This is a genomic window from Dryocola sharpae (assembly GCF_051307055.1).
Taxonomy (GTDB): Bacteria; Pseudomonadota; Gammaproteobacteria; order Enterobacterales; family Enterobacteriaceae; genus Dryocola.
This window is the reverse complement of sequence record NZ_CP149994.1, coordinates 3,162,277-3,189,039: the sequence shown is the minus strand read 5'-3', so window position 1 is coordinate 3,189,039 and position 26,763 is coordinate 3,162,277. Positions and strand designations below refer to the sequence as shown.

25 protein-coding genes are annotated in these 26,763 nt (G+C 55.9%); 20 read left to right on the top strand and 5 right to left on the bottom strand.

Translation table 11 applies throughout. The annotated features are described in order from the left end of the window. Window positions 1–201 precede the first annotated feature (201 nt). The 5 genes from purL to glnB all read left to right on the top strand — a co-directional run bounded on the left by purL (window position 202) and on the right by glnB (window position 8,558). On the top strand, window positions 202–4,089 hold the full coding sequence (gene purL, locus WLO31_RS15160; RefSeq protein WP_435927444.1) for a phosphoribosylformylglycinamidine synthase: 3,888 nt from the start codon (window positions 202–204) through the stop codon (window positions 4,087–4,089). 525 nt (window positions 4,090–4,614) lie between these two features. Then, window positions 4,615–6,051 (top strand): two component system sensor histidine kinase QseE/GlrK, encoded by a 1,437-nt coding sequence (qseE, locus tag WLO31_RS15155; protein ID WP_435927443.1) that lies wholly within the window; start codon window positions 4,615–4,617, stop codon window positions 6,049–6,051. A 2-nt stretch (window positions 6,052–6,053) separates the two neighbouring features. After that, complete coding sequence (qseG, locus tag WLO31_RS15150) at window positions 6,054–6,812, top strand: two-component system QseEF-associated lipoprotein QseG (protein WP_435927442.1); 759 nt, start codon at window positions 6,054–6,056, stop codon at window positions 6,810–6,812. Beyond that, on the top strand, window positions 6,809–8,146 hold the full coding sequence (gene glrR, locus WLO31_RS15145; RefSeq protein ID WP_167613335.1) for a two-component system response regulator GlrR: 1,338 nt from the start codon (window positions 6,809–6,811) through the stop codon (window positions 8,144–8,146). The genes qseG and glrR overlap by 4 nt, the downstream gene beginning before the upstream one ends. A gap of 73 nt (window positions 8,147–8,219) precedes the next feature. Beyond that, entirely contained in the window at window positions 8,220–8,558 is a 339-nt protein-coding gene (gene glnB / locus WLO31_RS15140; RefSeq protein WP_002438074.1) for a nitrogen regulatory protein P-II, read from the top strand. 174 nt (window positions 8,559–8,732) lie between these two features. Here the strand turns inward: glnB and hmpA are convergent, their stop codons facing one another. After that, a complete protein-coding gene (gene hmpA, locus WLO31_RS15135; RefSeq protein WP_435927441.1) occupies window positions 8,733–9,923 on the bottom strand; it encodes an NO-inducible flavohemoprotein in 1,191 nt (396 codons plus the stop codon). Between the two features lie 333 nt (window positions 9,924–10,256). Between hmpA and glyA the strand changes: the two genes are divergently transcribed. Next, a complete protein-coding gene (gene glyA / locus WLO31_RS15130) occupies window positions 10,257–11,510 on the top strand; it encodes a serine hydroxymethyltransferase (RefSeq protein WP_435927440.1) in 1,254 nt (417 codons plus the stop codon). Window positions 11,511–11,564: 54 nt separating this feature from the next. On the opposite strand, the gene WLO31_RS15125 is transcribed toward glyA, so the two are convergent. After that, window positions 11,565–11,987: a DoxX family protein gene (locus tag WLO31_RS15125; RefSeq protein WP_435927439.1), complete on the bottom strand. Its 423-nt coding sequence runs from the start codon at window positions 11,985–11,987 to the stop codon at window positions 11,565–11,567. A gap of 400 nt (window positions 11,988–12,387) precedes the next feature. Here WLO31_RS15125 and WLO31_RS15120 point away from each other — a divergent pair, with 400 nt between their 5' ends. Beyond that, window positions 12,388–13,530 carry a 3-phenylpropionate MFS transporter gene (locus WLO31_RS15120; protein WP_435927438.1) on the top strand — a complete coding sequence of 381 codons (1,143 nt, stop codon included), beginning with the start codon at window positions 12,388–12,390 and terminating at the stop codon, window positions 13,528–13,530. Here WLO31_RS15120 and csiE read toward each other — a convergent pair. Continuing rightward, complete coding sequence (gene csiE, locus WLO31_RS15115) at window positions 13,527–14,807, bottom strand: stationary phase inducible protein CsiE (RefSeq protein ID WP_435927437.1); 1,281 nt, start codon at window positions 14,805–14,807, stop codon at window positions 13,527–13,529. The genes WLO31_RS15120 and csiE overlap by 4 nt on opposite strands. 123 nt (window positions 14,808–14,930) lie before the next feature. Between csiE and WLO31_RS15110 the strand changes: the two genes are divergently transcribed. After that, window positions 14,931–15,578, top strand: a complete 648-nt coding sequence (locus WLO31_RS15110) for a DUF1007 family protein (protein WP_435927436.1) — start codon at window positions 14,931–14,933, stop codon at window positions 15,576–15,578. Then, on the top strand, window positions 15,569–16,552 hold the full coding sequence (locus tag WLO31_RS15105; protein ID WP_435927435.1) for a nickel/cobalt transporter: 984 nt from the start codon (window positions 15,569–15,571) through the stop codon (window positions 16,550–16,552). Before WLO31_RS15110 ends, WLO31_RS15105 begins: the two co-directional genes overlap by 10 nt. Window positions 16,553–16,639: 87 nt before the next feature. Here WLO31_RS15105 and suhB read toward each other — a convergent pair whose 3' ends face one another. Beyond that, window positions 16,640–17,443, bottom strand: a complete 804-nt coding sequence (suhB, locus tag WLO31_RS15100; RefSeq protein ID WP_435927432.1) for an inositol-1-monophosphatase — start codon at window positions 17,441–17,443, stop codon at window positions 16,640–16,642. A 120-nt stretch (window positions 17,444–17,563) separates the two neighbouring features. Here suhB and trmJ point away from each other — a divergent pair, with 120 nt between their 5' ends. The 11 genes from trmJ to sseB all read left to right on the top strand — a co-directional run bounded on the left by trmJ (window position 17,564) and on the right by sseB (window position 26,251). Further along, window positions 17,564–18,298 carry a tRNA (cytosine(32)/uridine(32)-2'-O)-methyltransferase TrmJ gene (gene trmJ / locus WLO31_RS15095; protein WP_435927431.1) on the top strand — a complete coding sequence of 245 codons (735 nt, stop codon included), beginning with the start codon at window positions 17,564–17,566 and terminating at the stop codon, window positions 18,296–18,298. 130 nt (window positions 18,299–18,428) lie between these two features. Next, window positions 18,429–18,917: a Fe-S cluster assembly transcriptional regulator IscR gene (iscR, locus tag WLO31_RS15090; RefSeq protein WP_435927430.1), complete on the top strand. Its 489-nt coding sequence runs from the start codon at window positions 18,429–18,431 to the stop codon at window positions 18,915–18,917. Between the two features lie 118 nt (window positions 18,918–19,035). Beyond that, window positions 19,036–20,250, top strand: a complete 1,215-nt coding sequence (iscS, locus tag WLO31_RS15085) for a cysteine desulfurase (RefSeq protein ID WP_435927428.1) — start codon at window positions 19,036–19,038, stop codon at window positions 20,248–20,250. A 30-nt stretch (window positions 20,251–20,280) separates the two neighbouring features. Next, window positions 20,281–20,667 carry a Fe-S cluster assembly scaffold IscU gene (gene iscU / locus WLO31_RS15080; RefSeq protein WP_435927427.1) on the top strand — a complete coding sequence of 129 codons (387 nt, stop codon included), beginning with the start codon at window positions 20,281–20,283 and terminating at the stop codon, window positions 20,665–20,667. 20 nt (window positions 20,668–20,687) lie between these two features. Then, complete coding sequence (iscA, locus tag WLO31_RS15075) at window positions 20,688–21,011, top strand: iron-sulfur cluster assembly protein IscA (RefSeq protein WP_121265959.1); 324 nt, start codon at window positions 20,688–20,690, stop codon at window positions 21,009–21,011. A gap of 62 nt (window positions 21,012–21,073) precedes the next feature. After that, the gene (gene hscB, locus WLO31_RS15070) at window positions 21,074–21,589 is read left to right on the top strand and encodes a co-chaperone HscB (RefSeq protein WP_435927426.1); all 516 of its coding nucleotides are present in this window, start codon (window positions 21,074–21,076) and stop codon (window positions 21,587–21,589) included. Window positions 21,590–21,602: 13 nt separating this feature from the next. Next, window positions 21,603–23,453: a Fe-S protein assembly chaperone HscA gene (hscA, locus tag WLO31_RS15065; protein ID WP_435927425.1), complete on the top strand. Its 1,851-nt coding sequence runs from the start codon at window positions 21,603–21,605 to the stop codon at window positions 23,451–23,453. A gap of 1 nt (window position 23,454) precedes the next feature. After that, window positions 23,455–23,790, top strand: coding sequence for an ISC system 2Fe-2S type ferredoxin (gene fdx / locus WLO31_RS15060; RefSeq protein ID WP_034459208.1), 336 nt, complete (start codon window positions 23,455–23,457; stop codon window positions 23,788–23,790). A 12-nt stretch (window positions 23,791–23,802) separates the two neighbouring features. Continuing rightward, window positions 23,803–24,003, top strand: a complete 201-nt coding sequence (gene iscX, locus WLO31_RS15055) for a Fe-S cluster assembly protein IscX (RefSeq protein ID WP_435927424.1) — start codon at window positions 23,803–23,805, stop codon at window positions 24,001–24,003. Window positions 24,004–24,077: 74 nt separating this feature from the next. Beyond that, complete coding sequence (gene pepB / locus WLO31_RS15050) at window positions 24,078–25,364, top strand: aminopeptidase PepB (RefSeq protein WP_435927422.1); 1,287 nt, start codon at window positions 24,078–24,080, stop codon at window positions 25,362–25,364. Window positions 25,365–25,474: 110 nt separating this feature from the next. Further along, entirely contained in the window at window positions 25,475–26,251 is a 777-nt protein-coding gene (gene sseB / locus WLO31_RS15045; protein WP_435927420.1) for an enhanced serine sensitivity protein SseB, read from the top strand. A 375-nt stretch (window positions 26,252–26,626) separates the two neighbouring features. Here sseB and WLO31_RS15040 read toward each other — a convergent pair whose 3' ends face one another. Continuing rightward, window positions 26,627–26,752, bottom strand: coding sequence for a hypothetical protein (locus WLO31_RS15040; RefSeq protein ID WP_435927418.1), 126 nt, complete (start codon window positions 26,750–26,752; stop codon window positions 26,627–26,629). Window positions 26,753–26,763: the final 11 nt, after the last annotated feature.

Here is a 26,763-nt window from a genome sequence, read left to right as displayed (position 1 = left end):
ACAGGATGAGGCGCATTTTGCTTAACAAAGCGCCAGCACGCAACTTATTCGCATGTTTCGTCTCTTTTTTAACCAGACAAAAGTAATGCGTTTATTTCTACGCAAACGGTTTCGTCACGGCGCGGTATTCTCTATAATGACGCCCGTTTTCCCCTTGCGCCCACGTGAGCGTCGCTCACGCTTGAAGACGAGAGATCTTTGATGATGGAAATTCTGCGTGGTTCCCCCGCTCTATCGGCATTTCGTATTAACAAACTGCTGGCCCGCTTTAACGATGCCCACCTGCCGGTGAGCGACATTTACGCCGAGTATGTTCACTTTGCCGATTTAGACGCGCCGCTGAGCGCCTCAGAGCACGCAAGATTGCAACGGTTGCTGAAATATGGCCCAACCCTTGCAGACCACGCTCCGACAGGCCGCCTGATCCTGGTGACGCCACGCCCCGGCACCATCTCGCCCTGGTCCTCTAAAGCTACCGATATAGCCCACAACTGCGACCTGGCTAAGGTGAAGCGTCTTGAGCGCGGCATAGCCTATTACGTCAGCGGTGACAGGCTGACGGAAGCACAGTGGCAGGAGGTAAACGCGGCTTTGCACGATCGCATGATGGAAAGCGTGTCTGCTTCTCTGAACGACGGCGAGAAGCTGTTCTCCCATCATGAACCGGCGCCGGTGCAAAGCGTTGACCTGTCCGGGCAAGGGCGCAGCGCGCTGGTAGAAGCCAACGTCCGCCTTGGTCTTGCGTTAGCAGAAGACGAAATCGACTATTTGCAGGATGCCTTCACAAAGCTTGGCCGCAACCCGAACGACATCGAACTTTATATGTTCGCGCAGGCCAACTCCGAGCACTGTCGCCATAAGATTTTCAACGCCGACTGGGTGATTGATGGCGAACAGCAGCCGAAGTCGCTGTTTAAGATGATTAAAAACACCTTTGAGCAAACGCCGGACCACGTGCTGTCTGCCTATAAAGACAACGCGGCGGTGATGGAAGGCTCAGCGGTAGGGCGCTTCTTCGCAGACCACGAAGCGGGCCGCTACGATTTCCACCAGGAAGAAGCGCATATCCTGATGAAGGTCGAAACGCACAACCACCCGACGGCGATTTCTCCGTGGCCGGGCGCCGCCACCGGTTCCGGCGGCGAAATCCGTGACGAAGGCGCAACCGGGCGCGGCGCGAAACCAAAAGCAGGCCTGGTCGGCTTCTCCGTCTCCAACCTGCGTATCCCCGGTTTTGAACAGCCGTGGGAAGAAGATTTTGGCAAGCCAGAGCGTATCGTTACGGCGCTGGATATCATGACCGAAGGCCCGCTCGGCGGCGCCGCGTTTAACAACGAATTTGGCCGTCCGGCGTTAACAGGGTATTTCCGTACCTATGAAGAGCAGGTTAACAGCCACAACGGCGTTGAGCTGCGCGGCTACCATAAGCCAATTATGCTGGCGGGCGGCATAGGCAACATCCGTGCCGACCACGTACAGAAGGGCGAAATCCCGCCCGGCGCGAAGCTTATCGTTCTCGGCGGCCCGTCCATGAATATCGGTCTGGGCGGCGGCGCGGCTTCCTCTATGGCTTCAGGCCAGTCCGACGCGGATCTGGATTTTGCCTCGGTACAGCGCGATAACCCGGAAATGGAACGCCGCTGTCAGGAAGTTATCGATCGCTGCTGGCAGATGGGCGAGCACAACCCGATTCTGTTTATTCACGACGTCGGCGCGGGCGGCCTTTCTAACGCTATGCCGGAGCTGGTAAGCGACGGCGGCCGTGGCGGACGTTTTGAACTGCGCGACATCCTCAACGACGAACCTGGCATGAGCCCGCTTGAAGTGTGGTGTAACGAATCCCAGGAACGCTATGTGCTGGCGGTAGCGCCTGAGCAAATTGAGTTATTCGACGAGCTTTGCCGCCGCGAACGCGCGCCGTACGCGGTTATCGGTGAAGCCACCGCAGAAAAACATCTGACGCTAAACGACAGCCATTTCGGTGACCAGCCGATCGACATGCCGCTGGACGTGCTGCTGGGTAAAACGCCGAAGATGGAGCGCAACGTTGAAACCTTAAAAGCGAAGGGCGATGCGCTGGACAGCAGCACCATTACCATCGCCGACGCGGTCAATCGCGTTCTGCATCTGCCTGCCGTTGCGGAAAAAACCTTCCTGATAACCATTGGCGACCGCACCGTAACCGGCATGGTTGCGCGCGATCAGATGGTTGGTCCGTGGCAGATCCCGGTAGCCAACTGCGCGGTCACTACCGCAAGCCTGGACAGCTACTACGGCGAAGCGATGTCCATCGGTGAACGTGCGCCGGTTGCGCTGCTGGACTTTGCGGCATCCGCCCGTCTGGCGGTGGGTGAAGCGCTGACCAATATCGCCGCCACGCAGATTGGCTCGCTTAAACGCATCAAGCTTTCCGCTAACTGGATGGCTGCCGCAGGTCACCCTGGCGAAGATGCAGGCCTGTATGAAGCGGTGAAAGCCGTGGGCGAAGAGCTTTGCCCGCAGCTTGGCATCACCATACCGGTGGGCAAAGACTCCATGTCGATGAAAACCCGCTGGCAGGAAGGCTGCGAACAGCGTGAGATGACTTCTCCGCTTTCGCTGGTTATCACCGCCTTTGCCCGTGTGGAAGACGTGCGTCGTACTGTTACGCCGCAGTTGAGTACCGAAGATAACGCGCTGCTGCTTATCGATTTGGGCGCCGGCCACAACGCGCTGGGCGCAACGGCGTTATCTCAGGTTTATCGCCAGCTCGGCGACAAACCTGCCGACGTGCGCAACGTTGAACAGCTTAAAGGCTTCTATAACGCCATGCAGGCGCTGGTGGCTGAGCAGAAACTGCTGGCGTACCACGACCGTTCAGACGGCGGCCTGCTGGTTACGCTTGCGGAAATGGCCTTTACCGGCCACTGCGGCGTGGAGGCGGATATTGCAGCGCTGGGTAAAGATCGCCTTGCCGCCTTGTTTAACGAAGAGCTGGGCGCGGTGATCCAGATTAAAGCCGCGGATCGCGCGGCGGTTGAGAAAATCCTTGCCGATCATGGCCTGGCGGAGTGCACGCATTTCCTCGGAAAAGCCGTTACTGGCGATCGCTTTACTATCACGGCGGACGGTCATGCCGTATTCAGCGAAAGCCGTACTACGCTTCGCATGTGGTGGGCAGAAACCACCTGGCAGATGCAGCGTCTGCGTGATAATCCGGACTGTGCGGATCAAGAGCATGAAGCGAAAGCGAATGACAACGATCCGGGCCTGAACGTGAAGCTGAGCTTCGATAGCAAAGAAGATATCGCCGCGCCGTTTATCGCAACGGGCGCGCGTCCAAAAGTTGCCGTTCTGCGCGAGCAGGGCGTCAACTCTCACGTTGAGATGGCTGCTGCCTTCCATCGTGCCGGCTTCGACGCCATCGACGTGCATATGAGCGATCTGCTGGCAGGGCGTCGCGGGCTGGAGGATTTCCAGGCGCTGGTGGCCTGCGGCGGCTTCTCCTACGGGGATGTATTAGGCGCGGGCGAAGGCTGGGCAAAATCAATTCTGTTCAACGAGCGCGTGCGCGACGAGTTCGCAACCTTCTTCCATCGCCCGCAAACTCTGGCGCTGGGCGTATGTAACGGCTGTCAGATGATGTCTAACCTGCGCGAACTGATCCCCGGCAGCGACCTGTGGCCGCGCTTTGTGCGCAACCAGTCCGATCGTTTTGAAGCGCGTTTCAGCCTGGTTGAAGTCAGCTCCAGCCCGTCGCTGCTGCTGCAGGGCATGGCGGGATCGCATATGCCCATCGCCGTGTCGCACGGGGAAGGTCATGTGGAAGTGCGCGACGCCGCGCATCTGGCCGCGCTTGAAAGCAAAGGCCTGGTGGCGCTGCGCTTTATCGATAACTTTGGCAAAGTGACGCAAAACTACCCGGCTAACCCGAACGGCTCGCCAAATGGAATTACAGCGGTGACTAACGAAAGCGGGCGTGTCACCATTATGATGCCGCACCCGGAGCGCGTGTTCCGCACCGTCAGCAATTCCTGGCATCCGGCGGAGTGGGGCGAAGACAGCCCGTGGATGCGGATTTTCCGCAATGCCCGCAAGCAGCTAGGTTAATAATGACTCCCCGCTTCGGCGGGGATTTTTTTGTCTACAAAACCCGACACGGCCTGTTTTAAGTGTCTCCAAAAAGAGACATTTAACTTATTGTTTTTAATGAATTTTTTTAATCAGCTTTTAGGGTGTTGCTGATTGGCGACAGCAGGACGAAAAAAGAGGCGCAACGAACACCGGTAAAATTATAAATAAATCCCTTAAATACAAAGAGATATATAAATTTATTTAAAGTTGGCATACATCCTGCATTAAAGTAATTAGTGGCTCATTCACCCTCTTATGTCAGCCCTCTGTTTCAGAGTCGTGCTACATAAACCATCGAATGACGCACTCAAGGTGCCTGCCGTCCACCTTTTGCCAACAGTCTTCGAGACCTGGCATACTCCGGGCGAAACGTTGAGTAAGGCACCGCCTGATTCCAGAGCAAAGGCAGGGTTTTTAACCCTGCCTTTGCTGTTTCTGGCCTTCCAGGCTTTAAACTCCCTCCAATCCCGGCTAGCATCATGTCTCACAGGTAAATTTGAGATGAAGCTATTGAACCAGTGGCACTTTTTTCCTCGATCGCTACGCCAGCTCGTCATGATGGCTTTTTTGCTGGTGCTGGTGCCGCTGCTGGTTCTTGCCTGGCAGGCCTGGCAGAGTCTTAACGCGCTTAGCGCGCAGGCCGCGCAGACCAACCGTACTACGCTAATCGATGCTCGCCGCAGCGAGGCGATGACTAACGTCGCCCTCGAAATGGAACGCAGCTATCGCCAGTACTGCGTACTGGACGACACCACGCTTGCGAAAGTTTATCAGGGACAGCGAAAACGCTATGCGGAAATGCTCGATGCCCACACGGGCGTGCTCCCCGACGATCATCTCTATCAGGCGCTGCGCCAGTCCTTAAACGATCTTGCTGAGCTACAGTGCAAAAACAGCGGCCCCGACGCGACGGCGGCGGTACACCTGGAAAGCTTTGCAACGGCCAACGCTGAGATGGTTCAGGCCACGCGTACGGTGGTGTTTTCTCGCGGCCAGCAGCTGCAGCAGGAGATAGCCGAACGCGGTCAATTCTTCGGCTGGCAGGCGCTGGTGCTGTTTTTACTGAGCCTGGGCCTGGTGATTATCTTCACCCGTATGATTATCGGCCCGGTGAAAGGTATTGAGCGGATGATAAATCTGCTTGGCGAAGGGCGCTCGCTGGGCAATTCCGTTTTGTTTAAGGGCCCGCGTGAACTGCGCTCTGTTGGCCAGCGTATCGTCTGGCTAAGCGAACGCCTTTCCTGGCTTGAATCGCAACGTCATGAATTTTTGCGCCATATTTCCCATGAGTTAAAAACGCCGCTGGCGAGTATGCGTGAGGGGACAGAGCTGCTGGCCGACGAAGTGGCCGGGCCGCTGACGGCCGATCAAAAAGAGGTGGTGGAGATCCTTGATAGCAGCAGCCGCCACCTGCAGAAACTGATCGAGCAGCTGCTGGATTACAACCGCAAGCTGGCGGATGGCCAGATAGAGCTGGAAAAGGTGGAGCTTGCGCCGCTGGTTGAGATGGTAATCTCCGCCCACAGTTTGCCGGCACGGGCTAAAATGATGCATACCGAGTGTGACCTCAGCCCCGTGGCCTGTCTGGCGGAACCCATGTTGCTTATGAGCGTGCTGGATAATCTCTATTCCAATGCGGTGTACTATGGCAGTGAATCCGGTACCATTTACCTGCGCAGCTCACAGGTTGGCGCTGCGTTACGTGTTGAGGTAGCCAATACCGGGCAACCTATTCCGGCCACCGAACGGGAGATGATCTTTGAGCCTTTTTATCAGGGCAGTCTACAGCGTAAAGGTGCGGTCAAAGGCAGTGGCCTGGGGCTGAGCATCGCCCAGGATTGTATCCGCCGTATGCACGGCGAGCTGCGTCTGGTTGAGGACAACACCACCGACGTCTGTTTCCGTATCGAATTGCCCGTTTTTCCCGAGAATGATTAAAAATGAAAGTGACACTATTCCGTCGCCGTATTGGCGTACTTCTGCTGCCGTTAATGCTGGCAGGCTGCGTGCAAAATACGGTAACCAGCTCTATTAAGCAGCCCCATCATCCCCAGGAGCCCGAACAGCAACTGGCGGATTATCTCTCCACCGACTGTATGGAGATCTGGCACATCGAAGGGCATGAAGCGGTTAACAACCCCTTATTCTGGCTGCGCGGTATGGACTGCGCGGAAAGATTGCCGCCGGCAGAAGCGCGGGCGCAAGCCCGCAGGTGGGCAGACAATACCTGGCAGGACACCTTTAAGCGCGGCATTCTGTTAGGCAATGCCAAAATCACCCCAACAGAGCGTCGTCGATATATGACCCAGCTTGATACGATGGCAGGTGAAGTGCCAGCCCAGGTACGCCCGCTCTTCCAGCTATGGCGCGACGGTCAGGCTTCACTGCTTGACCTTTCCGACGAGCGTACGCGCTACAGCAAGCTCCAGCAGTCGGCGGACGGGGAGCTGGATACGCTGCGCGAGCAGCAACAGCGGCTGCGCAGCCAGTTGGATCTGACTACCCGCAAGCTTGAGAACCTGACGGATATCGAACGGCAGCTTTCCAGCCGCAAACCAGCCAGCAGCTACCTGCCGGAAGGCGGTCGGGATGGCGAAAAAGCCGCCCCAGCCCCGGCGGCGCAGGGCAACCCGGATGACGATATCACTAAGCCCGCACCCGATACGGATAATGAGAAACAGCAGGAGGCAAAACCATGACGCAACGCAAACCGGCCCGATTGCTGCTTGTTGATGATGACCCGGGGCTGCTTAAGCTTCTTGGTATGCGTCTGGCAAGCGAAGGCTATACCGTTTCGACGGCGGAAAGCGGCGCGGAAGGGCTTCGTTTGCTCGGGCGGGAAAAAATCGATCTGGTGATAAGCGATCTGCGTATGGATGAAATGGACGGCATGGCGCTGTTCGCGGAAATCCAAAGGATGCAGCCGGGGATGCCGGTTATCATTCTCACCGCCCACGGTTCGATTCCGGACGCCGTTGCCGCCACGCAGCAGGGCGTGTTCAGCTTCCTGACCAAGCCGGTAGACAAAGATGCGCTGTATCAGGCTATCGATGATGCGCTGGTGCACACCGTCGCCGCTGGCGATGACATGTGGCGCGAAACGATAGTCACCCGCAGCCCGAATATGCTCCGTCTGCTTGAGCAGGCGCGGATGGTCGCGCAGTCCGACGTCAGCGTGCTGATTAACGGGCAAAGCGGCACCGGGAAGGAGATTCTGGCGCAGGCAATCCACAACGCCAGCCCGCGCAGCAAAAATGCGTTTATTGCCATCAACTGCGGCGCCTTGCCGGAGCAGCTGCTTGAGTCGGAGCTGTTTGGTCACGCGCGCGGTGCGTTTACCGGCGCGGTAAGCAGCCGTGAAGGGCTGTTCCAGGCGGCGGAAGGCGGTACGTTATTCCTCGATGAAATTGGCGATATGCCGATTCCCCTGCAGGTTAAGCTGCTGCGTGTGTTGCAGGAACGCAAGGTACGCCCTCTGGGCAGCAACCGCGATCTGGATATTAACGTGCGCATTATCTCCGCCACCCACCGCGACCTGCCAAAAGCGATGGAGCGCGGCGAGTTCCGCGAAGATCTGTTCTATCGCTTAAACGTGGTGAACCTGAAAATTCCGGCGCTGCACGAGCGTGCGGAAGATATTCCGCTGCTGGCCAATCATCTGCTGCGCCAGTCAGCCGACCGCCACAAGCCGTTTGTGCGCAGCTTCTCAACCGACGCGATGAAACGCTTAATGGCCGCAAGCTGGCCGGGTAACGTACGGCAGCTGGTTAACGTTATCGAGCAGTGCGTGGCGCTGACTTCCGCTCCTGTTATCAGCGAAGCGCTGGTGGAGCAGGCGCTGGAGGGGGAAAACACCGTCCTGCCGACGTTTGTCGAGGCGCGTAATCAGTTTGAGCTCAACTATCTGCGCAAGCTGCTGCAAATCACCAAAGGCAACGTCACCCATGCGGCGCGCATGGCGGGGCGCAATCGTACTGAATTCTATAAATTACTCTCCCGGCATGAACTCGATGCCAATGACTTTAAAGAGTAGTCTATGGTAATTTGAGCAACCGATTACCATGCTTGCAGCGCACATAAGTTGTGCGGGAATGACAGAGAAAATCATGAAAAAAATTGATGCGATTATTAAGCCGTTCAAACTGGATGACGTGCGCGAAGCGCTGGCGGAAGTCGGCATCACCGGCATGACGGTGACCGAAGTAAAAGGCTTTGGCCGCCAGAAAGGGCATACCGAGCTGTATCGCGGCGCCGAGTATATGGTGGATTTCCTGCCGAAGGTGAAAATTGAAATCGTGGTTACCGACGATATCGTCGATACCTGCGTGGACACTATTATCCGTACCGCCCAGACGGGTAAAATTGGCGACGGTAAGATTTTCGTCTTCGATGTGGCGCGCGTAGTACGTATCCGCACCGGCGAAGAAGACGACGCGGCAATCTGATTCATCCCGTTCCTCGTCCTGAGAGGGGGAAGGGCAGGCAGATCCGAGTATTCAGTCTTGCTTATGGAACAGAGGAAGCCGATTCGATTTGCTCCCTCTTCCTTATGGGATAGAGGAAGCAGATTCGATTTGTTCCCTCGCCCCGGTGGGGAGAGGGTCAGGATGAGAGGGAAATCACATCACCTTATGCGGGCCGAAGCATTCGTAATGGATACGATCCTGCTCAACGCCCAGTTTCACCAGCTGCTCTGCGGCAAAGCGCATAAAGTTCACCGGGCCGCAGAGATAGAACTGCATATCCGGCGCGCTGATTTTCCCTTCCTGCGCAAGCAAATCCATTAACCCTTCGCTGTCGAATTTTGCCTGAGCGCGATCGCTCTCGTTCGGCGTGCGGTACCAGACGTGGCGCTCAAAGCGCGGAAGCTGATCACCCAACGTCTGCACCTCATCGGCAAAGGCGTGCACCTCGCCGTGTTCGGCCGCGTGTAACCAGTTTACCTGAGCTGAATGGGCATTTTTGGCAAGGGTATCAAGCATTGCCAGCATCGGCGTCTGGCCTACGCCTGCAGAAATCAAAGTAACCGGCGTTTGCGGCGCGACATCCATAAAGAAATCGCCTGCAGGCGCGGCCAGAAGCACTTCATCGCCCGCTTTCGCGTGATTATGCAGCCAGCTGGAAACCTGCCCTAAATCCTCACGTTTCACCGCAATACGATAGCTCTTGCCGTCTGGCTTGCGGGTCAAAGAATACTGGCGAATTTCCTGATGCGGGAAGCCTTCGGGTTTTAACCACACGCCAAGATACTGGCCCGGCTGATAATCGGCGATCGGCAGCCCATCCACAGGCGCAAATTCAAAGCTGGTAATCAGCGCGCTCTGCGGCTCTTTTGCCACGATACGGAAGGCGCGGGTGCCTTCCCAGCCGCCGCTTTTAGCCGCATTCTTCTGATAAAGTTCCGCTTCACGGTTAATGAACACGCCAGCCAGCACGCCGTAGGCTTTGCCCCACGCGTCCAGCACTTCCTGGCCGGGGCTGAACATCTCATCAAGCGTGGCTAACAGATGGCCGCCTACGATGTCGTACTGCTCAGGTTTAATCTGGAAGCTGGTGTGTTTCTGCGCGATTTTTTCTACCGCAGGCAGCAGCGCCGCAAGGTTTTCAATATTTGTTGCGTAGGCGCAGATGGCGTTAAACAGCGCTTCACGCTGATCGCCGTTGCGCTGGTTGCTCATATTAAAGATATCTTTCAGCTCGGGGTTATGGCTGAACATGCGGTCGTAGAAGTGTGCGGTAAGTTTTGGGCCGGTTGCGGCGAGCAGGGGAATAGTGGATTTCACAACGGCGATGGTTTGTGCGTCAAGCATGAATGACTCCTGAAAAACAGTGTGTTTTATATAAGTAGTATTTTATATGCATCTTATAAAAATAGACCCATGTTGTAAATGGGTTATTGTTGTTAACGATGCGGATCACAGAAAGTGAAAAACATGCACGTTGTTGATGAATAAATATCCGCTGAATTGCCCGGGGCCATATACCATCAAACCCTTGCGCCACATGGAGCCAATCGTTTGCGTAAAAAGCGCTGTCAAGCCCTATCACGCAATACCAATTCGGTTTACACTGTTGCCCGTCGCCCGGATGGGCCCCCTCAAAGCAGTCCAAATTTTTACTGTTAGATGAGTCAGGAGATGCGAATGTTAAAGCGTGAAATGAACATTGCCGATTATGATGCCCAGCTGTGGCAGGCTATGGAGCAAGAAAAAGTACGTCAGGAAGAGCACATTGAACTGATCGCCTCCGAAAACTACACCAGCCCTCGCGTTATGCAGGCCCAGGGTTCTCAGTTGACCAACAAGTACGCTGAAGGCTACCCGGGCAAGCGCTACTACGGCGGTTGCGAATACGTTGACGTGGTCGAGCAGCTGGCTATCGACCGCGCAAAAGAGCTGTTTGGCGCTGATTACGCTAACGTACAGCCGCACTCCGGCTCCCAGGCTAACTTCGCGGTCTACACTACGCTGCTGAACCCGGGCGATACCGTGCTGGGTATGAACCTGGCGCACGGCGGCCACCTGACTCACGGCTCCCCGGTAAACTTCTCCGGCAAGCTGTACAACATCGTTCCTTACGGCATCGATGAAACAGGCCATATCGACTATGCAGACCTGGAAAAACAGGCCAAAGAACATAAGCCGAAAATGATCATCGGCGGCTTCTCTGCCTATTCCGGCGTGGTTGACTGGGCAAAAATGCGTGAAATCGCAGACATGGTCGGCGCTTACCTGTTCGTGGATATGGCGCACGTTGCTGGTCTTATCGCCGCAGACGTTTACCCGAACCCGGTCCCGCACGCCCACGTTGTTACCACCACTACGCATAAAACGCTGGCAGGCCCGCGCGGCGGTCTGATCCTCGCCAAAGGCGGCAGCGAAGAGCTGTACAAAAAACTGAACTCTGCCGTCTTCCCGGGCGCGCAGGGCGGCCCGCTGATGCACGTTATTGCGGGCAAAGCGGTGGCGCTGAAAGAAGCGATGGAGCCGGAATTCAAAACCTATCAGCAGCAGGTTGCTAAAAACGCCAAAGCGATGGTTAGCGTCTTCCTGGAGCGCGGCTATAAAGTGGTATCCGGCGGTACCGATAACCACCTGTTCCTGCTGGATCTGGTCGACAAAAACCTGACCGGTAAAGAAGCGGATGCTGCGCTGGGTCGCGCGAACATCACCGTGAACAAAAACAGCGTGCCAAACGATCCAAAGAGCCCGTTTGTGACGTCCGGTATCCGTATTGGTACGCCGGCCGTAACTCGCCGTGGCTTTAGCGAAGCAGACGTTCGCGAACTGGCTGGCTGGATGTGCGATGTCCTGGACAACATTAACGACGAAGCCGTTATTGAACGCACCAAACAGAAAGTGCTTGATATCTGCGCACGTCTGCCGGTTTACGCATAAGTTAACCCGTCAGTAAAAAGGCCGCGTAAGCGGCCTTTTTTATTAGCGAAACAGCTAGCGCTTATCGAGGGAGATACTGCCCGGCCCAACAATCGCCAGCAGCAGAAACGCCGCAGCAATGCTGATGTTTTTATAGAAGTTAATCATATTCGGCACCACCGTATCGCCGGTCATATTCCAGTAATGATGGCCAATCACCGCCGTACCCAGCGTGTAGAAAATAAAGAGTATCGCCAGCGGACGAGTGAAGAAACCGAGCACGATCAGAATGGCGGCAACAACCTCCATCAGCACGGCAATAATGGCGGAAATCATCGGCAACGGCGCGCCGGCGGAAGCCATATATTGCACGGTTCCGCTAAAGCCTGCCATTTTCGGAAAACCAAAAATAATAAATAGCAGCACGAGGGCGATTCGGGCGATCAGCAGCATCACAGGGCGTGACTGACCAAAATCGAAATATCGTAATGTATTCATGGCGGGCTCGATTTATCGGGAGTACAAAATAAACGTAATACACAACCACTAAGCGCGCCAGACACGGTATTTTAAATAAACGCCCGTGCTTAACCTGCCAGCAGATCTTCTACGTACAAATAACCGATTCCCATGACCTGCTGCGCACGGGTTAATTGCCCAAAATCGGGAGTGCGCACAATATGCCCGGACAGCCGGGACCGGTGTTGCTCAAAAAAGGGGAGCCTGTGCGGATGAAAATGCAGCTCGCCATCGTGCGGGGCGGATGATTTTTCGCTATCCAGTCTGCTCTATATACGCCAGGTAACCTTTTAATATGTAGGTGTTATTAAACTGTTAATGATAGCTTGCAAGCCAGCCTGCGCTCCGCCACACTATCGCCTCCAAAACGGGAGGGATCATGGTTTTGCACTCTACGCGCTGGCTGGCGCTCAGTTATTTTACCTACTTCTTTAGTTACGGGATTTTCCTGCCATTCTGGAGCGTCTGGCTTGCCGGGGTAGGCCTGCCGCCTGAAACTATCGGGCTTCTGTTAGGCGCGGGTTTAATCGCGCGTTTCATCGGTAGCCTGCTTCTGGCGCCACGCGTCACCGACCCTTGCCGACTTGTGTTTGCTCTGCGTCTGCTTGCCCTGCTGACATTGCTCTTTGCCGTTGCTTTCTGGTTCGGGCAAACATCCGCCTGGCTACTGGTGGTGATGGTTGGGTTTAACCTCTTTTTCTCGCCGCTGGTGCCGCTTACGGATGCGCTGGCCGGAACCTGGCAAAAACAAATCAAGATGGATTACGGGCGGGTACGCCTGTGGGGATCGCTGGCGTTTGTCATTGGGTCGGCGATAACCGGCAAGCTGGTCAGCGTGTTCAGCTACCGGGCGATTCTGGTGCTGCTGAGCATCGGCCTGGCTTCCATGCTGATTGGCATGTTGCTGCGTCCATCGGTGATGCCGCAGGGGGAAGCGCGGCAGAAAGAAGGCGCGGGCTGGCAGGCCTGGAAAACGCTGGTGTTCAGCTCGTGGCGCTTTCTTGCCTGCGTGTCGCTGCTGCAAGGGGCGCACGCCGCCTATTACGGGTTCAGCGCTATTTACTGGCAGGGCGCAGGTTATTCTGCCTCGGTCGTCGGCTATTTATGGTCGCTGGGCGTGGTGGCGGAGATCGTCGTCTTTGCGCTTAGCAACAGGCTGTTCCGCCGCTGGGGCGCGCGTGACCTGCTGCTGCTTTCCGGCGCGGCGGGCATCCTGCGCTGGAGCCTGATGGCCTGGACCACCGATCTGCCGTGGCTGATTGCGGCGCAGATCCTGCATTGCGGAAGCTTCACCGTTTGCCATCTGGCGGCCATGCGTTATATTTCGGCGCGTCAGGGGAGCGAGGTGATCCGTCTGCAGGCGGTCTATTCGGCCGTCGCAATGGGCGGTGGGATTGCCATCATGACGATGTTCTCAGGCTTCCTGTACCAGCATATGCAGGGCGGCGTATTCTGGATTATGGCGCTGGTAGCGTTGCCGGCGCTCGTGCTGCGTCCACGAGTCGCGGCAAGGCCAGCCTAAGCCTCCAGTATTTCACGAATATGCTGCTGCAAATGGTCGCCCAGCGGCAGCGTAGCGTGGATCAGCGGAGGCGAGTAAAGCGGCAGGCTGGTTGAGTAGGGCGTGACAACCAGCACCACTTCTTTTGGCGCGCCGTCTTTTTGAAAACCGTGCACGGTCAGATGTTTAATATTCAGCGGTAGCAAAGTGAGCTCGCGAAGCTGCTGTTCAATCTGCTGTTCCAGCTCGGCATTATTTCCCGTCAGCAACAACACCTGCTTTTCCTGCAAATCATTCTCCTGCATCAGCCAGGCGCCAAAAATCACCGCCACAAGCCCCACCTCTTCGTCTGAGAACTGAACGCCGTAATCCGCTTCAAAGACGCCAAACGCCTCGCGAGTGGTTCGCATCAGCTTTGGGTACAGACGGGTGATTTCATCCGGCAGGCTGTTGTCGATTCCGATAGCAAACAGGCAGCGGTCGAGCGCCTGGGCAAGATGAATATAGAGCCGGTCGCTCAGCCCCTGTTCATCGCTGAACGACATCCCCGCCAGCTCGTGAAAACGGGCAATCATCGCGCAGACAGAAGCGCGCAGGCGTAAATCTTGCTGATGATTATCGCGCAGCGGGTTCGGGGTACGCAGCAGCCGAAACAGCAGGGCCAGAAAAAGCTGTTCTTCTTCGTGAGCAGGCTGCTTTACGCGACGCGTCCAGTGCCGGGCGATCTCCTGCGCGGCGAGGTATTCCGGGCGCAGGCGCGTCCATTCACGCTGCGTTTCGTTAAACTCAGGCGTATTCCCCAGCTGATGCTGATGCAGGCAATACTGCAAAAAAAGGCTTAAAAACTGAATGTCGCGGCTATCGAACTGGCGCTGCAGACGGCGAGCGCAGAGGCTCACCAGCGCCTGAAGATTCGTTTCGTCATACAGGGCTTTTGTGATGCCCTGCTTTCTGAGTTGCTCTTTAAGCGCCGGGGTAAAGTGGTGCTGCACGAAGTGCGGGCACAGCCGCAGCGCCCTTCGCAGCCAGTGCAACAAACAAAGACGTCTGTTGAGCGCGCTGCCCTCAATCCGGTAGCTGCCATCGGGTTCGGTAATCATCGTCAGCCGGTGATAACGCTGGATTTCATCGCCCGTGTCGGCTATATCTTGCAGGGCTTTAATACTGTCTACTCCGTTAATCCTGCCCAGAATCTCCGGGGTCACCGCCTGGCCCGGAAGATAAAGCATCAAAAGCAGGTGGCAGCGTCGCTGCGGACTGGAGAGCACAGATGGTGTTGTGGAGAGCAGAGTCATCATCCGTAGGGTCCAGTTATAGTGATTAGCTAAGAATAGCTAAAGCTTTTACTGCGGATCGCCGCATGCGCGCTTTTTAATTGCGGAATTATGACTGGCTCACAGAATTTTTTTGCTGAGGGGAAAATGCGCAGGAATTTGTATAGCAAAATAAGGACGATCGCAATTGCCACGGCGCTTTGGACACCCGTTGCGCTGGCGCATCCCCACAGTTTCATAACGCTTGTGACCACGGTGATGAGTCGGGACGGGCAGATGACCGGTCTGAAAATGCAGTGGACGATGGATGAAATCACTTCAGCAGATCTACTGTATGACGCGGGCGATGCAAAGCCTGACTCGCCCGTCTGGAAGAAGCTGGCCGCTGAAGTTATGGCTAACGTGCTGGGGCAGCACTACTTTACCGAATTCTGGCATAACGGTGAAAAAGTGAAGTTCAATAATTTGCCCACCGCATACAGTCTGGCGCGGGTCAATCATCAGGCGGTGCTTACTTTTACCTTACCGCTGGCGCATCCACAGCCTTTAAAAGGGCAAACTTATACCTTCGCCACCTTTGACCCGACCTACTTTGTTGATATGAGTTATGACCAGCCCACGGATGCAAAGCTGCCACAAGAGCTGGCGCAGGGCTGCCGGATTACCGTAAAAACGCCGCAGCCAACGGAAGATACGCTGGCTTTCGCTCAGTCCCTTGATAAGGCCGATGCGCCGCCGGAAGATATGGACTTAGGTAAACAGTTTGCTCAGCAGGTAACGTTACAATGTCAGTAGATTTCTCCGTTAAACCAGATACCCGACGCTTGTGGCATATGTGGCCGCTGGCGCTTTTCCTGCTGCTGTCGATAAGCGCGTTATATGCCGTCTGGCAGTACTGGCCGCAGATCCTGCTTCATAGCGCCGCATGGCAAAGATCGATTAACCAGCAGTTAAGCAGCCTGCTGCACCAGGTGGCGGAAAATCCCGCGCGGGCGGGATGGTCTTTGCTGTCGTTCAGTCTTGTTTACGGCGTGCTGCACGCTCTGGGGCCCGGGCACGGCAAGGTCGTGATAACCACATGGCTCGCCACGCATCCCTCGCAGTTGAAAAGCAGTCTGAAACTGACGTTCGCCGCCTCGCTGTTGCAGGGACTGGTGGCGATAGCGCTGGTGGTAGTCGTGCTCGGCATTCTGCACCTGCCGTCGCGCCAGCTGCATATGAGCAGCTTCTGGCTTGAGAAGAGCAGCTATATTTTAGTCGGCATTCTGGGCGTGCTGCTTGGCATACGCGCGCTTCGTAAACTCCGGCAGGCGCTGCGTAAGCCAAAAAAATTTACGGCCTTCACCGGATATCATGTCCATGACGCTAACTGCGGCTGTGGACATCAGCACCTGCCGTCAAAAGAACAGCTGGCAGCAGGAGAGGACTGGCGTGCCCGCATGACGATCGTTTTGTCGATGGGGATGCGCCCATGTTCCGGTGCGATTATGGTGCTGCTGTTCAGTAAGGTGATTGGCGTCTTTAGCTGGGGAATGCTCTCCGCGCTGGCGATGGCGGCAGGCACGTCGATTACCATTTCCGGCCTTGCGCTGCTGGTGCACAGCTTCCGGAAGTTTGCGGTTCGCCTGAGCAGTAATAAAGCACCGGTACTGTGGCGGCAAATCGGCTGGGCCACGCTTGCGCTGGCGGGAAGCATAATTTTGATTATTGCGGCGGCGGTGATGTGGCTGAGCGCGCAACCGGTAACGCGTGGGATACGGCCTTTCTGAATCTAAGGTGGATGGCGTTAGCGCTTATCCACCCTATAACAATTCAACAATCGGCGGGCCAGCGTCAGCGCCGCCCGCCATCAGAACTTAGCGCTTCAGCGCTTCGCTCAGCTCATCGCGCATGGTAGCCAGCATCGCTTTCACTACGCGTGGGTTACCCGCAACGAGGTTGCCGGTCATCAGATGGTTATGGCCGCCGGTGAAATCGCACACCAGGCTACCAGATTCACGCGCAATCAGCTCACCTGCGGCAAAGTCCCACGGCTTGAGGCCAATTTCGAAGAAACCATCAACGCGACCAGCGGCAACGTAGGCCAGATCCAGCGCAGCAGAGCCGGTACGACGGAAGTCTGCGCACTGCGTGAACAGTTTGGTCACGATATTCATATAAGGAGTAGCGTGCTGCTTAGCTTTGAACGGGAAACCTGTCGCCAGGATAGTGCCGTCGAGATCGCGGGCGGTGCTGCCGCGCAGACGATAACCGTTTAACTGCGCGCCCTGACCGCGAACGGCGGTGAACAGCTCGTTGCGCATCGGATCATAGACCACGGCGACTTCGGTGCGGCCTTTAACACGAACAGCGATTGAGACCGCGAAGTGCGGCAAACGTTTGATGAAGTTGGTGGTGCCATCCAGCGGATCGATAACCCATTGCACATCCTGTTCGCTACCCGCTAACTCGCCTGACTCTTCGGCGATAATGGTGTGTTGCGGATAAGATTTTTGAATGACTTCGATAATCAGACGCTCGGCGTCTTTATCAACGTTAGTCACAAAATCGTTGCTGCCTTTCTGGCTCGCTTCAACAGCGTCCGGGGTTTCGTAGTTTTTGGCAATTAAATTACCCGCCTTGCGCGCAGCGCGCACGGCGATGTTGAGCATCGGATGCATCGGTCTCTCTCACTGGATGTTAAAGAACGGAAAACGCGGCGGAGTATAGCAGAGCGTTCGGATTATGTCCCAGGGTTATGATAAGATATTGCGATATTCTTTTAAGGCTATGAATTAAGCATGCTGGATAACGTACGTATTGTGCTGGTTGAAACTTCCCACACCGGCAACATGGGCTCGGTAGCCCGTGCAATGAAAACGATGGGATTAACAAACCTGTGGCTGGTCAATCCGCTGGTGAAACCAGATTCTCAGGCAATCGCGCTCGCTGCGGGTGCCAGCGATGTCATTGGCGATGCGAAAATCGTCGATACGCTGGACGAAGCCCTTGCGGGCTGCAGCCTTGTTGTCGGCACCAGCGCGCGCTCCCGAACGCTGCCCTGGCCAATGCTGAACCCGCGTGAATGCGGCCTGAAAAGCATCTCGGAAGCAAAACATGCGCCGGTGGCGATTGTGTTTGGCCGCGAACGCGTCGGCTTAACGAATGAAGAGCTGCAGAAGTGCCACTATCACGTAGCGATTCAGGCTAACCCGGAATACAGCTCGCTGAATCTGGCGATGGCGGTTCAGATCCTTGCCTATGAAGTACGCATTGCCTGGCTTGCCACGCAGGAAGAGGGTGCTGAAGTAATAGAGGAAGAGACGCCTTATCCGCTGGTCGATGATCTAGAGCGTTTCTACGGTCACCTTGAGCGAGTCATGCTGAATTCCGGCTTTATTCGCGCCAGCCATCCGGGCCAGGTAATGAGCAGAATTCGTCGCCTCTTCACGCGCGCACGCCCGGAAAGTCAAGAGCTTAGCATCCTGCGGGGCATGCTTTCCTCTATTGAAAGCGACAAGAAATCGGGCAAATAATACTTGAGTAAATTACTGGGTTAAATAGTTGACCATTTTACTCAGGAATGTCAGACTTGCGGCCTGCTATGTGGACAATCACATTTTTAAAAACCCCCGGCTCGAGGGGCTATTTGAGGTTAAGCAAGACATGAGACTGACATCAAAAGGGCGCTACGCTGTGACCGCAATGCTCGACGTTGCGTTGAACTCCGAATCGGGTCCGGTTCCGTTAGCTGATATTTCCGAGCGCCAGGGTATTTCACTCTCCTACCTGGAGCAGCTGTTCTCCCGCCTGCGTAAAAATGGCCTCGTTGCCAGCGTGCGCGGTCCTGGCGGCGGTTACCTGTTAGGGAAAGATGCAGGCAGCATCGCGGTGGGTGAAGTGATCAGCGCCGTTGATGAATCCGTCGACGCGACCCGTTGTCAGGGCAAAGGCGGATGCCAGGGCGGCGATAAGTGCCTGACCCACGCGCTGTGGCGCGATCTGAGCGACCGTCTGACCGGCTTTTTGAACAATATAACCTTAGGTGAACTGGTGAATAACCAGGAAGTACTGGATGTGTCAGGCCGTCAGCAGCACGAAAACCATCGCACCACGCGTTCTCAGGACGCCATCGACGTTAAACTGCGCGCATAAGCAGCATCGATTAAGTATACAGAAAATATTTTTAGAATCAGGCTCGGGTGCGGCGCACCCGGCTGGACTTTTTCTGCCTGATTCTTCGTATTGAAGTGATGTACGGAGCTTAAGAGCAATGAAATTACCGATTTATCTGGACTATTCCGCAACGACGCCTGTCGATCCGCGTGTTGCCGAGAAGATGATGCAGTGTTTGACGATGGACGGAACCTTCGGTAACCCGGCTTCCCGCTCGCACCGTTTCGGGTGGCAGGCGGAAGAGGCGGTTGATATCGCTCGTAACCAAATCGCAGACCTGGTGGGCGCTGACCCGCGTGAGATCGTCTTCACATCAGGCGCAACTGAATCTGATAACCTCGCTATTAAAGGTGCCGCCAACTTCTATCAGAAGAAAGGCAAGCACATCATCACCGTAAAAACCGAACACAAAGCCGTGCTGGATACCTGTCGCCAGCTTGAACGCGAAGGCTTCGAGGTGACTTATCTGGCGCCTGAGAGCAACGGCATCGTTTCTCTGCAAGCGCTTGAAGCGGCAATGCGTGACGACACTATTCTGGTTTCCGTCATGCACGTCAACAACGAAATCGGCGTGGTGCAGGATATCGCGGCAATCGGCGAAATGTGCCGCGCGCGCGGCATCATCTACCATGTGGATGCGACCCAGAGCGTGGGCAAACTGCCTATCGATCTCAGCACGCTGAAAGTTGATTTAATGTCCTTCTCCGGCCATAAAATCTACGGTCCTAAAGGGATTGGCGCGCTGTACGTTCGTCGTAAGCCGCGTATTCGTATCGAAGCGCAGATTCACGGCGGCGGCCACGAACGCGGCATGCGTTCAGGTACTCTGCCTGTCCACCAGATCGTCGGCATGGGCGAAGCTTACCGTATCGCGAAAGTTGAGATGGAGTCTGAAATGGCCCGTCTGCGTACTTTGCGTAACCGTCTGTGGAACGGCGTGAAAGACATGGAAGAAGTTTATCTGAACGGCGATCTGGAGCACGGCGCGCCGAATATCCTTAACGTGAGCTTTAACTACGTTGAAGGTGAGTCGCTGATCATGGCGCTGAAAGACCTCGCGGTTTCCTCAGGTTCCGCCTGTACCTCAGCAAGCCTTGAGCCGTCTTACGTGCTGCGTGCGCTGGGTATGAGTGACGAGCTCGCCCACAGCTCCATCCGTTTCTCTTTGGGTCGTTTCACCACTGAAGAAGAGATCGACTACACCATTGAGCTGGTACGTAAATCCATCGGCCGTCTGCGCGACCTTTCTCCGCTGTGGGAGATGTTCAAGCAGGGCGTGGATATCAACTCCATCGAATGGGCTCATCACTAATTATCGGTTTCGGATTCAGGAGAAGTAAAAATGGCTTACAGCGAAAAAGTAATTGATCACTACGAAAACCCACGCAACGTTGGTTCTTTTGACAACGGCGATGAGAGCGTAGGTTCCGGCATGGTAGGCGCACCGGCCTGTGGCGACGTGATGAAGTTGCAGATCAAAGTCAACAATGAAGGTATTATTGAAGACGCGCGCTTCAAAACTTACGGCTGTGGTTCGGCGATTGCTTCAAGCTCGCTGGTCACCGAGTGGGTTAAGGGTAAATCCCTGGATGAAGCGCAGGCGATTAAAAACACCGATATCGCAGACGAACTCGAACTGCCGCCGGTAAAAATTCACTGCTCAATTCTTGCGGAAGACGCTATTAAAGCGGCTATCGCGGATTATAAAAGCAAGCGTGAAGCGAAATAATATCTGATTGAGGTTGTTGTATGTCGATTACCCTTAGCGACAGTGCTGCCGCTCGTGTGAATGCCTTTTTAGCCAACCGTGGTAAAGGCTTTGGCCTGCGGTTAGGCGTGCGGACTTCCGGCTGCTCCGGCATGGCCTATGTTCTGGAGTTTGTTGATGAACCGATGGCAGAAGACACCGTGTTCGAAGACAAAGGCGTGAAAGTGGTCGTCGATGGTAAAAGCCTGCAATTTTTAGACGGCACCGTGCTCGACTTCGTGAAAGAAGGCCTTAACGAAGGGTTTAAGTTTACCAACCCGAACGTTAAAGATGAGTGCGGCTGCGGCGAAAGCTTCCACGTCTGATTTCAGCTCATACCCCGCGTTCGTGGGGTATGGCGCTTTACCCTGTTAACCCCGAGTCTGTTATGGATTACTTTACCCTCTTTGGGTTACCGGTAGGCTTTACCGTCAACACCGAGCTGCTGGCTACCCGTTACCAGGAGCTGCAGCGTCAGTTCCATCCGGATAAATACGCCAGCCGCCCTCAGGCGGAGCAACTGCTGGCGGTACAACAATCTGCGACCATCAATCAGGCCTGGCAAACGCTGCGTCACCCTTTGCTGCGCGCCGAGTATATTCTCTCTCTCAACGGTTTTGATCTCGCGAACGAGCAGCATACCGTGCGCGATACCGCGTTTTTGATGGAGCAGCTCGAACTGCGTGAAGAGCTTGATAATATTGAGCAGGCGAAAGACGCCGGGCGCCTTGAAAGCTTCGCAAAAGGCGTTGATGCGATGGTGAAAACTCGCAGCGCGCAGATGGTGCAGCAACTGGATACCCAGGACTGGACGCAGGCGGCGGATACCGTGCGTAAACTGCGTTTTCTCGATAAACTGCGCAGCCAGATAGAACAACTCGAAGAAAAGCTGCTCGATTTTTAACTGGAAGCTCAAAATGGCGTTATTACAAATCAGTGAGCCCGGCCTGAGCGCCGCGCCGCACCAGCGTAAACTGGCCGCGGGCATCGACTTAGGTACCACCAACTCTCTGGTGGCGACCGTGCGCAGTGGACAAGCCGAAACGCTGGCTGACCGCGAAGGGCGCCATCTGTTACCTTCAGTCGTACACTACCAGCAAGACGGCCTGAACGTGGGCTGGGACGCGCGTGCTCAGGCGGCGCTTGACCCGGCAAACACGGTCAGCTCCGTAAAACGCCTGATGGGCCGCTCTCTGGCCGACATTCAGGCGCGCTATCCCCATCTTCCCTATCGTCTCAGGGCCAGCGAAAACGGCCTGCCGATGATCGAAACGCCTGCGGGATTGCTTAATCCTGTTCGCATTTCCGCCGACATCCTGAAAGCGCTTTCCGCACGTGCTACCGAAGCGCTGGAAGGTGAACTTGATGGCGTGGTGATTACCGTTCCCGCCTATTTCGACGATGCGCAGCGCCAGGGCACCAAAGACGCGGCGCGTCTGGCTGGCCTGCATGTTCTGCGCCTGCTGAATGAACCGACTGCAGCGGCTATCGCCTATGGTCTGGATTCCGGCAAGGAAGGCGTTATTGCCGTTTATGACCTGGGCGGCGGCACCTTTGATATTTCCATTCTGCGCTTAAGCCGCGGCGTGTTTGAAGTGCTGGCCACCGGCGGCGATTCCGCGCTGGGCGGCGATGACTTCGATCATCTGCTGGCCGACTGGCTGCGCGAACAGGCGGGCGTCGCCGATCGCAGCGACGATCGCGTCCAGCGTCAGTTACTCGATGCGGCCATTGCTGCAAAAATCGCGCTCACCGATGCCGAAAGCACCACCGTTGAAGTGGCGGGCTGGAAAGGCTCCGTCACGCGTGAAGTGTTCAACGACCTGATTGCCCCTTTGGTAAAAAGAACGCTGCTGGCCTGCCGCCGCGCGCTGAAAGACGCGGCGGTAGAAGCTGAAGAAGTGCTGGAAGTGGTAATGGTTGGCGGTTCGACCCGCGTGCCGTTAGTGCGTGAACGCGTGGGTGAATTCTTTGGCCGCACGCCGCTTACTTCTATCGATCCGGATAAAGTCGTCGCCATTGGCGCGGCCGTTCAGGCCGACATTCTGGTAGGCAACAAGCCGGACAGCGAAATGCTGCTGCTGGACGTTATCCCGCTGTCGCTCGGTCTTGAAACTATGGGCGGCCTGGTTGAAAAGGTCATACCGCGTAATACCACCATTCCGGTAGCGCGGGCGCAGGATTTCACCACCTTTAAAGATGGTCAGACTGCGATGGCGATTCAGGTTCTGCAGGGCGAGCGTGAGCTGGTGCAGGATTGCCGCTCGCTTGCGCGCTTTACGCTGCGCGGCATTCCTGCCATGCCTGCCGGCGGGGCGCACATCCGCGTTACCTTCCAGGTCGATGCCGATGGCCTGCTGAGCGTCACCGCCATGGAGAAATCCACCGGCGTGGAAGCCTCTATTCAGGTGAAACCGTCTTATGGCCTGAGCGATGGCGAAATCGCCGCCATGATTCAGGATTCCATGAGCTTTGCCGAGCATGACGTGAAAGCGCGCATGCTTGCAGAGCAAAAAGTTGATGCAGCCCGCGTGCTGGAAAGCCTGCAGGGTGCATTGAACTCGGATGCCGCGCTGTTAAGCGCCGCCGAACGCGCGGATATCGATGCAGCGATGGCAGCGCTTGGCGCCGCCGCCGCAGGCGATGACACCGATGCGATTGAACAAGCCATTAAAAACGTAGACAAACAAACCCAGGATTTTGCCGCTCGTCGTATGGATGAATCAATCCGTAAGGCGCTGAAAGGCCACTCCGTGGACGAGGTTTAACATGCCAAAGATTGTTTTTCTGCCTCATCAGGACCTTTGTCCGGATGGCGCAGTTCTGGAAGCGAATGTCGGTGAAACCATTCTTGACGTTGCCCTGCGCAACGGTATCGAGATTGAGCACGCCTGTGAGAAATCCTGCGCCTGCACGACCTGCCACTGCGTGGTGCGTGAAGGTTTCGACTCTCTTGCCGAGAGCACGGAAGATGAAGATGATATGCTCGATAAGGCCTGGGGCCTTGAGCCTGAAAGCCGTCTGAGCTGTCAGGCGCGCGTTACCGACGAAGATCTGGTCGTTGAAATGCCGCGCTACACCATCAACCATGCGCGCGAGCACTAACAGGAGTCGCTAATGGGACTGAAATGGACCGATAGCCGTGAGATCGGCGAAGCGCTGTACGACAGCCGTCCGGATCTCGATCCGAAAACGGTGCGTTTTACCGACCTTCATCAGTGGATCTGCGATCTGGAAGAGTTTGACGACGATCCAGACGCATCCAGTGAAAAAATTCTGGAAGCGATTCTGTTAGTCTGGTTAGATGAAGCAGAATAGTTAAACCAAGCGGGCTGCCTCAGGCGGCCCGTTTCATATCTAGCATGTGCTGAAAAAAATAGAAGGAAAACAAAATGTCAGAAGCCATGAAAATTACGCTTTCCACCGCGCCTGCCGACGCGCGCTGGGGCGAAAAAGCCGCCTATAGCATCAACGATGAAGGCATCATCCTGCACCTGACCGGCAAAGACGATCCGGGCTTAATTCAGCGTGCCGCACGTAAAATCGATGGTCAGGGCCTGAAGCATGTACAGCTGGCGGGCGAAGGCTGGGACGTGGAGAAAAGCTGGGCGTTCTGGCAGGGCTATCGCGCACCAAAAGGCACGCGTAAAGTCGACTGGGCGCCGCTTGATGAAGCGCAGCAAAAAGAGCTCGATAACCGCCTGAAAATCATCGACTGGGTGCGCCACACCATCAACACTCCGGCTGAAGAGCTCGGCCCGGAACAGCTGGCTTCCCGCGCCATCGATCTGCTGAACGACGTGGCATGCGACCACGTCTCCTACCGCATCACCAAAGGCGAAGATCTGCGCGAGCAGAACTATATGGGTATTCATACCGTAGGCCGTGGTTCTGAGCGTCCACCGGTTCTGCTGGCGCTGGATTACAACCCAACCGGCAACCCGGATGCGCCGGTATACGCAGCCCTGGTCGGCAAAGGTATCACCTTTGATTCCGGCGGCTACAGCATGAAACAAAGCGCCTTTATGGATTCCATGAAGTCTGACATGGGCGGCGCCGCAACCATTACCGGCGCGCTTGCATTTGCCATTACCCGAGGCCTGAACAAACGCGTGAAGCTTTACCTGTGCTGTGCGGACAACATGGTCAGCGGCAACGCTTTCAAGCTTGGCGACATCATTAAATATCGCAACGGCAAAACCGTCGAGGTGATGAATACCGATGCGGAAGGCCGCCTGGTGCTGGCCGATGGCCTGATTGACGCCAGCGCGCAAAAGCCAGAGATGATTATCGACTGCGCAACCTTAACCGGTGCGGCAAAAACCGCGCTGGGCAACGACTATCACGCGCTGTTCAGCTTTGACGACGCGCTGGTAAACCGCCTGCTGGAAAGCGCTGCGCAGGAGAACGAACCCTTCTGGCGCCTGCCGCTGGCCGAATTCCATCGCAATCAGCTGCCGTCTAACTTTGCGGAGCTGAATAACACCTCGAACCCATCTTTCCCGGCGGGCGCGAGCACTGCGGCAGGTTTCCTGTCCCACTTTGTGGAAAATTACCACGAAGGCTGGCTGCACATCGACTGCTCGGCAACCTATCGTAAAGGCGCGGTGGAGCAGTGGTCTGCGGGCGCGACGGGCCTGGGCGTGCGTGCGATTGCTAACTTATTAAGTGATAAGTAACGCTTTTTTGTAGGGCGGATAAGCTTGCATCATCCGCCCTGGTTTTAAGTTAGCGGTGGATGGCACTGCGTTTATCCACTCTACGAATTATGCTTTTCCCTGGAACCACAATGTCAGAAACCAAAAATGAATTAGAAACCTTGCTGGAGCAGGCGGCGACCGAGCCTGCCCATCGCCCGGCATTTTTCCGCGTGCTGCTGGAATCCACCGTTTGGGTACCGGGAGAAGCGGCGGAAGGCGAGGCCATCGATGCGGACAGCGCGGTTGAACTGCAGCACTGGGAAAAAGAGGACGGCACCTCCGTGATTCCGTTTTTCTCTTCTGTAGGAGCGCTGCAGCAGGCCATCAGCCATGAGCAGGCTTTTGTCGCCATGCCGGCACGCACGCTGTTTGAAATGACGCTCGGCGAGAGCCTGTTCCTGAACGCTAAGCTGCCAACCGGCAAAGAGTTTACCCCGCGTGAAATCAGTCACCTGATGAGTGCTGAAGGCGATCCGCTCAGCCAGCAGGAGGTGCTGGAAGGCGGCGCCTCTTTGCTGCTTTCTGAGGTCGCAGAACCGCCAGCGCAGATGGTGGAATCGTTAACGACCCTCTTTAAGAGCCTGAAAACCGTCAAGCGGGCGTTTCTTTGTTCAATCAAAGAGCAGGCGGACGAGCAGCCAAACCTGCTGATTGGCATTGAAGCCGACGGTGACGTTGAGGCGATTATTCGCCAGGCGGGAAGCGTGGCGACCGACACCTTACCGGGCGATGAGCCGGTAGATATCTGTCTGGTAGCCGAAGGGGAGAAGGGCATCAGCCACTTTATGCTGGCGCACATCACGCCGTTTTATGAGCGCCGCTGGGGCAGTTTCCTGCGCGATTTTAAAACCAACCGTATCATCTGATTTTATTCCGCCCTCTTTGCGGGAGGGTGGGTCGGGCGGCTGCCTGCAACAGCAGCTAATCGATCGGCATAACCAGATTTGACCCAAACGAGGCGATCCCGGCGGCTTGCGCCGCAAAGTGGGTTGCCTCGTCGTAGAGCTTAAAATGCACTTCCGCCAGCTCGGCCAAGCTATTTGGCTATGTGCGGGTAAATGCCACGATCGACATCCCTTGCGCCATCAGCTCAGGTGTGACCCAGCGGAACGTCTGCTGATAATTAGCAACAAACCGACGAACAACGCCGGCAGCGTTGCGGCAGGCTGGAGAGGCTGATGGGCGATCTGGGCGTGCCGGAAAGCAGCGGTTTGCAGCGCCAGATAAACTTGCTGTAGCCGCTAAACCTCGGCTTCTGGCACAGCCGCATACATAATAGTGGCGCTGGAGACAAACGTCGCCTGCGCCAGTTCGCGAACGGTGATATTGCCGACCAGCAGCGGAGAAGCGGTAAGATGCGAGAGCACCCGATATTCCG